Origin of the sequence: Paracoccus sp. SSK6 (assembly GCF_039770665.1) — a bacterium.
Taxonomy (GTDB): domain Bacteria; phylum Pseudomonadota; class Alphaproteobacteria; order Rhodobacterales; family Rhodobacteraceae; genus Paracoccus.
In genome coordinates this window covers 25,338-31,587 of record NZ_JBDPNJ010000029.1, presented here as the reverse complement: position 1 = coordinate 31,587, position 6,250 = coordinate 25,338, and the positions used below count along the sequence as shown (strand labels likewise).

Below are 6,250 nucleotides of genomic sequence, written 5' to 3'. Positions count from 1 at the left end.
CTCGGACTGGCCGACGCCCACCGTCTCGATCAGCACCACATCGAAGCCCGCCGCCTCGCAGAGCCGGATCGCCTCGCGCGTGCGGCGCGCCACGCCGCCAAGCTGGGCATTCGAGGGCGTGGGGCGGATGAAGGCCATCGGGTTCCTGGACAGCGTCTCCATCCGCGTCTTGTCGCCCAGGATCGACCCGCCCGACCGGGCCGAGGACGGATCGACGGCCAGCACCGCCACGCGCAGGCCCTGTTCGGTCAGCATCGTCCCGAAGGCCTCGATGAAGGTGGACTTGCCGACGCCGGGGGTGCCCGACAGCCCGATGCGCAGCGCCTGCCGGTCGGGCAGACAGGCCAGCAGCGCGACCGCCCGCGCACGATGATCGGGCCGCGTCGATTCGATCAGCGTGATCGCCCGCGACAGGGCGCGGCGGTCGCGCGCAACCAATGGTTCAAGAAGCTCGTCCATGAGGGAAGGGATAGGGGGCGGCGCGGCAATTGCCAAGCCGCCGCAGCAGACCGATAATGCCGCCATGATCCGCGTCCTTGCCGCCCTTGCCCTGATCCTGACCGCCCTGCCTGCCGCCGCCGGACCGCTGCGGCTGCTGATGGTGGAGAAGGAGGGCTGCGTTTACTGCGCCGCTTGGGACCGCAATATCGGGCCGGGCTATGCGGCCTCCGAACAGGGCCGCGCCGCGCCGCTGGAGCGTGTGGATATCCACGGCCCCTACCCCGATGGCCTTGCCTTGGCGCGACGCCCTTTTGTCACGCCGACCTTCATCCTGCTGGACGGCGGAGCCGAGGTCGGGCGGCTGGAAGGCCACATGACGGCGGCGCAATTCTGGCCCGCGCTGTCGGCGTTGCTGGACCGGGCGCGCTAGGGAGGATCGGCATTCATCCCTGCGCCGCCCTTGATCCGGCGAAGACCATCGCCTTCGCCACGCGATGAGGTTGCCCCGAAAAGCGCCGGGCTTCAAAAGCCCGGCCAGCGCCCGCCCCGCTCCTCTATCTGCTGAATGGAGATCCGCCCTAAGCGGGCTTTCGCCCCGGCCCCGCATCGGTTAGTCACCGGCCAGTGCTTTCAGACGACGGTGACGATCATGCATGACATCCGTGCCATCCGGGAAAACCCCGCCGCCTTCGACGCGGCCCTGGCCCGCCGCGGGCTTGCCCCCCTGTCGGATCGCATCCTGTCGCTGGACGCCGACCGCCGCGCCCGGATCGTCGCGTCTGAGACCGCCCAGGCCGACCAGAACCGCGCCAGCAAGGAGGTCGGCGCCGCCAAGGCGCGCGGCGATGACGCCGAATTCGAACGCCTGCGCATGCTGGTGGCCGAGAAGAAGACCGACATCGCGAAGCTGCAGGCCGAGGCCTCGCTTCTGGACGGCCGCCTGCGCGAGTTGCTGATGGAGATCCCGAACTTGCCGCTGGACAGCGTGCCGGACGGCCGCGATGAGGCCGACAACGTGGAACTGCGCCGCTGGGGCAACCCGCGCGCCTTCGACTTCACCCCCGTCGAGCATTTCGAGATCGCGGGCGTGCGTCCGGGGATGGATTTCGAGACTGCCGCCAAGCTGTCGGGCAGCCGCTTCGTCGTGCTGAAGGGCGGCGTCGCGCGCATCCACCGCGCGCTGGCGCAGTTCATGCTGGACCTGCATGTGACCCGCCATGACCTTCAGGAAACCTGGACCCCGGTCCTGGTGCTGGAAAACATGATGGTCGGCACCGGGCAACTGCCGAAATTCGGTGAGGACAGCTATCTGACCCGCGAGGGCTATTGGCTGATCCCCACCTCGGAAGTCACGCTGACCAATACCGTCCACGGCGATCTGGTGGACCATTCCACCCTGCCCCGCCGCATGGTCGCCCATTCGCAATGCTTCCGGTCCGAAGCCGGCAGCGCGGGCCGCGACACCACCGGCATGCTGCGCCAGCACCAGTTCGAGAAGGTCGAGATGGTTTCGATCACCGATGCCGACAGCGGCGTCACTGAGCACGACCGCATGACCCGCTGCGCCGAAGCCGTGCTGGAGGCGCTGGACCTGCCCTATCGCACCATCGTGCTGTGCACCGGCGACATGGGCTTTGGCGCGCGCATCACCCATGACCTGGAGGTCTGGCTGCCCGGCCAGGACAAGTATCGGGAAATCAGCAGCGTGAGTTACTGCGGCGATTTCCAGGCGCGGCGGATGAACGCGCGCTATCGCTCCGACAAGACCGGCAAGCCGGAATTCGTCCATACGCTGAACGGGTCGGGCCTGGCCGTGGGCCGCACCCTGATCGCGGTGCTGGAGAACGGCCAGCAGGCGGATGGCTCGGTCCTGCTGCCCGCCGCGCTGCATCCCTATCTGGGCGGGGCCACGACCTTGGGCGCCGACGGCAGCCTGGCCTGACCACAAGCGCGTGAATCTGCCTTCGGGGCGCGCCTTGCCCCGAAACTGGCCCGTCGGTTGTCGCGTTGGCAGTCATGGCGCGCATGGCAGAGATCCTCTATCTGGGTTCGGTGACAATCTTTGTTGCCAGCGGCGCGACGCTGGCAACCCTGGGCCGCCCCGCCGTCCAGCTTGCCGCGCCGATCCTGCCCCAGACCCTGATCGACGGGCCGCTGGATCTGGCCCGCGTGCTTCCCACCGCCACCCTGCCGCAACTGTATGTCCAGCCGCAGAACCCGCTGATGTGGGTGTTGCTGGTCGCGCTGTGGCTGACGCTGCTGGCGGACGCCATCGGCCAATATCTGGATCCGTCGGACCGGGGCTCTCCTCCGGCCTGGCTGCCGCTCAGCCTGGCCCTCGTCGGGGGGGCGGTCTGGCCCTGGCTGGTGGGCGTTCACAAGCCCCTGGCCACGCTTGGGGCACTGCTGATGCTGACGGCGGCCCTGTCCGGCGCCATCCGCGCGCGCGGCCAGCACCGCACCGCCCCCGGCTTTCTGGCAGGCTGGAGCCTTGCGCTCGGCACCGCGACGCTGGCCACCCTGATCGGCGCGCCCCTGTCGCTGACCACCCCGCAGACGGCAATCCTGGCTATCCTGCCCGGCGCGATGATCGGGATGGTCGCGCAGGAACGGCTGGACGGATCCTTGGGCTTTTCGCTGGCGATGATCTGGGCCTTCTGCGCGGTGGCCGTGACGACCATGGCCAGCAGCCCCGGCGTGGCCCTGGCCGCAATCATCGGCATATCGGGCATGGGCGTCGTGCTGGTGCGCGCGGCGACGTGAACCGGCCCGACTGGCGAAGGCCATCGCCTTCGCCCCGCGGTGCCATAGCCATCTAAGCCGCCGGGCTTCAAAAGCCCGGCCAGCGCCCGCCCCGCCGCCGGCGGGCGCTTCACGCCTACCGGGTCGGGTGCCGGCCTACCCTGGGCTTGGGATGGCACCGTCTCTGATGGCACCCGATCACGCGGGCGGGGGAAACGCATGCATTTCCTGATCCCGCCCAAACGAACAGGTTTACCCTTCCTTGGGCTTCTGCCGGTTCTTGTGCTTGGACAGCGCGCCCGACTGGTTGATCTTCTTCGCCTTGTCCTTGTAGGGGTTCTCGCCCCCCTGGTCGCGGAAGAACAGCCGGATCGGCGTGCCGGGCATGTCGAAGTCCTGCCGCAACCCGTTTACCAGATAGCGCTGATAGCTTTCGGGCAGCTTGTCGGTATGCGTGGCCTTGACGATGAAGGCCGGGGGCCGGGTCTTCACCTGCGTCATGTAGCGCAGCCGGATGCGGCGGCCGCCCGGTGCGGGGGGCGGATGGCTTTCGGTCATCGCCTCCAGCCAGCGGTTCAGCCGCGCGGTGGAGACGCGGCGGTTCCAGACCTCATGCGCCTTCAGGATCGCGGCGTGCAGCCGGTCCAGCCCCTTGCCGGTGCGCGCGGAGACCGTGACCAGCGGCGCGCCCTTCAGCTGCGGCAGCAGCTTTTCGAAATTCGCGCGCAGCTCGTTCAGCTTCTGGGGCTTGTCATCCTCCAGATCCCACTTGTTCGCGGCCACCACGACCGCCCGGCCCTCGGTTTCCGCGAAATCGGCGATGCGCAGATCCTGCTGCTCGAAGGGGATCGCCACATCCAGAAGAACCACCACCACCTCGGCAAAGCGGACGGCGCGCAGGCCGTCGGCGACCGACAGCTTTTCCACCTTGTCGATGACCTTGGCGCGCTTGCGCATCCCGGCGGTGTCGAAGATCCGCATGGGCGTGCCCATGAAGGTTGTGCTGACGCTGATCGAATCGCGGGTGATCCCGGCCTCGGGTCCGGTCAGCAGGCGGTCTTCGCCGATGATCTTGTTGATCAGGGTGGACTTGCCTGCATTGGGTCGCCCGATCACCGCCAGTTGCAGCGGGCGCGCGGCGGACGGACGCCAATCCTCGGCCCCTTCGCCGGTTTCCGCATCCTCGTCGGACAGGTCCACATCGGTTTCGGCGGCGACGGGGGCGGGGCGCTCCGCCTCGATCTGATCGGCCAAGGGCAGAAGGGCGCGATAGAGGTCGTCCATCCCCTCGCCATGCTCGGCGCTGATGCGCAAGGGCTCGCCCAGACCCAGGGCCCAGGCTTCCATCGCGCCGGATTCGCCTGCCCGGCCCTCGGCCTTGTTGGCGGCGACGATCACATGTTTCGCGCGGCGGCGCAGGATCTCGGCGAAGTATTCGTCCGCCGCCGTGACGCCCACGCGGGCGTCGATCACGAACAGGCAGATGTCGGCCTCATCGACCGCCCGTTCGGTCAGGCGGCGCATCCGGCCCTGCAGGCTGTCGTCATCGGCCATTTCCAGGCCGGCGCTGTCGATCACGACGAAACGCAGGTCGCCAAGGCGCGCCGCGCCTTCGCGCAGGTCGCGGGTGACGCCCGGCTGGTCATCGACCAGGGCCAGCTTCTTGCCGACAAGGCGGTTGAACAGAGTCGATTTGCCGACATTCGGCCGACCCACGATGGCGAGTGTGAATGTCATCGGAATGCGTGCAACTGGCCGCTGCGCGAGACGACATAGATCGTCTGGCCTGCAACGGCGGGGGCGGCGGCGGCACCGCCGGGGATTTGCGCCTGGCCCACCAGGCTGCCGGAATTCGGGTCGAACACGCGCATCACCCCGTCCGAGGAGGTGACGAACAACCGCCCGCCTGCAAGCACCGGGCCGAAATGGGCATGGATGCGGTCCTGCTTCTTGACGCGTTGTGTGGTGTAGTACGGCATGGGAACGCGCCAGATCACGCCGCCGGTCGCGGCGTCGAGGCGGATCAGCTCGGCCTGGTCGTTGACGGCGAAGACCGACCCGCCCGCCACGACGACCGGGCTGTTGGCGCCATCCTTGGCCGACCAGGCTTCGATCCCGCTGCCCATCTCGACAGCGTTGATGCGGCCTGATGACGTGCCGCCATAGACCATGTTGCCCGAGATCACCGGATCGCCGGTCACGTCGCGGATATTGGCGATGGCGCGGCCGATGCGCATGCCCCCGATCTGCGCGGTCCACAGCGTCGCGCCGGTTTCCCGGTCGGCGGCCAGCAACTGCCCGGATGCGAAGGGGAAGACCACCGTATTCCTTTGGATCGCCGGGACCGAAACCCCCATCACCCCCGCCGTCGAGGGCGTGCCCGAGGTCTGCCACAGCACCTTGCCGTCCGCCGCGCGCACCGCCCAGCCGATGTCGTTGCGGCCCAGCACATAGACCACGCCGTTCTGCACCGCCGGGGCGCCGCCGATCGGCGCATCGACGCGCTGGCGCCACAGCACCCGGCCCGAACCTGCGTCAAGCGCCACCAGTTCGCCAAAGCCGCTGGTGACGTAAACGCGCCCGGCCTCGTAGGCGATGCCCCCGCCCGACACGCTGTCGCGGGTTTCAAGCGCCGGGGCGATGTCGCTGGTCCAGGCCGTGGCCCCGCCGGTCGTGGTGGCGGTGACGCGCGTGCGGCTGTCCAGGGTGAAGACCAGGCCGCCACCCACCACCGGGTCGGCGCTGATGCGGTGGCGCTTGTCGCTGCCCTGCCCGATATTGGCGGTCCAGATGCGGCCGGTCCCCGCGCCCAGGGCCAGGTGGCCCGGCTGGTGCGCGGCATTGCCCGCGCGATGCGTCCATTCGGCATTGCCCACGGGCGCCGCCAGCCGCAGCGCGGTCGAGGACACCGGCGCCGGGCCTTCGACGGCGGGCCCGTCGGGCGAGGTCACGGCCAGCGGATCAAGCCGCTGCCCCGGCAGGATCGTGTCCCGTTCGCCGCAGGCCGCCAGGCCAAGCGCGGTCGACAGGACTAGGGTCAATCGCAGCGTGGCGGTCATCCTCGCCT

5 protein-coding genes and 1 pseudogene are annotated in these 6,250 nt (G+C 69.1%); 3 read left to right on the top strand and 3 right to left on the bottom strand.

Annotated features, from left to right (window positions below; all coding sequences use genetic code 11):
• Nucleotides 1-459 (bottom strand): annotated as a pseudogene (locus AAIL68_RS14670) (methylmalonyl Co-A mutase-associated GTPase MeaB); the annotation flags it as partial.
• Here AAIL68_RS14670 and AAIL68_RS14665 point away from each other — a divergent pair.
• The 3 genes from AAIL68_RS14665 to AAIL68_RS14655 all read left to right on the top strand — a co-directional run bounded on the left by AAIL68_RS14665 (nt 458) and on the right by AAIL68_RS14655 (nt 3,204).
• The gene (locus tag AAIL68_RS14665; protein WP_347140492.1) at nt 458-871 is read left to right on the top strand and encodes a SoxS protein; all 414 of its coding nucleotides are present in this window, start codon (nt 458-460) and stop codon (nt 869-871) included. The pseudogene AAIL68_RS14670 and the gene AAIL68_RS14665 sit on opposite strands and share 2 nt — an antisense overlap.
• Before the next feature lie 219 nt (nt 872-1,090).
• Entirely contained in the window at nt 1,091-2,383 is a 1,293-nt protein-coding gene (serS, locus tag AAIL68_RS14660; protein WP_347140491.1) for a serine--tRNA ligase, read from the top strand.
• An 83-nt stretch (nt 2,384-2,466) separates the two neighbouring features.
• The gene (locus AAIL68_RS14655) at nt 2,467-3,204 is read left to right on the top strand and encodes a hypothetical protein (RefSeq protein ID WP_347140490.1); all 738 of its coding nucleotides are present in this window, start codon (nt 2,467-2,469) and stop codon (nt 3,202-3,204) included.
• 231 nt (nt 3,205-3,435) lie between these two features.
• Here AAIL68_RS14655 and der read toward each other — a convergent pair whose 3' ends face one another.
• Entirely contained in the window at nt 3,436-4,920 is a 1,485-nt protein-coding gene (gene der, locus AAIL68_RS14650; protein ID WP_347140489.1) for a ribosome biogenesis GTPase Der, read from the bottom strand.
• Nucleotides 4,917-6,242, bottom strand: a complete 1,326-nt coding sequence (locus tag AAIL68_RS14645; RefSeq protein ID WP_347140488.1) for a PQQ-binding-like beta-propeller repeat protein — start codon at nt 6,240-6,242, stop codon at nt 4,917-4,919. Before AAIL68_RS14645 ends, der begins: the two co-directional genes overlap by 4 nt.
• Nucleotides 6,243-6,250 lie beyond the last annotated feature (8 nt).

Excerpts from the sequence above, each read along its gene's own strand:
- AAIL68_RS14665 (WP_347140492.1), top strand. The coding sequence starts at position 458 with ATGAGGGAAGGGATAGGGGGCGGCGCGGCAATTGCCAAGCCGCCGCAG.
- serS (WP_347140491.1), top strand. The coding sequence starts at position 1,091 with ATGCATGACATCCGTGCCATCCGGGAAAACCCCGCCGCCTTCGACGCG.
- AAIL68_RS14655 (WP_347140490.1), top strand. The coding sequence starts at position 2,467 with ATGGCAGAGATCCTCTATCTGGGTTCGGTGACAATCTTTGTTGCCAGC.
- der (WP_347140489.1), bottom strand. The coding sequence starts at position 4,920 with ATGACATTCACACTCGCCATCGTGGGTCGGCCGAATGTCGGCAAATCG.
- AAIL68_RS14645 (WP_347140488.1), bottom strand. The coding sequence starts at position 6,242 with ATGACCGCCACGCTGCGATTGACCCTAGTCCTGTCGACCGCGCTTGGC.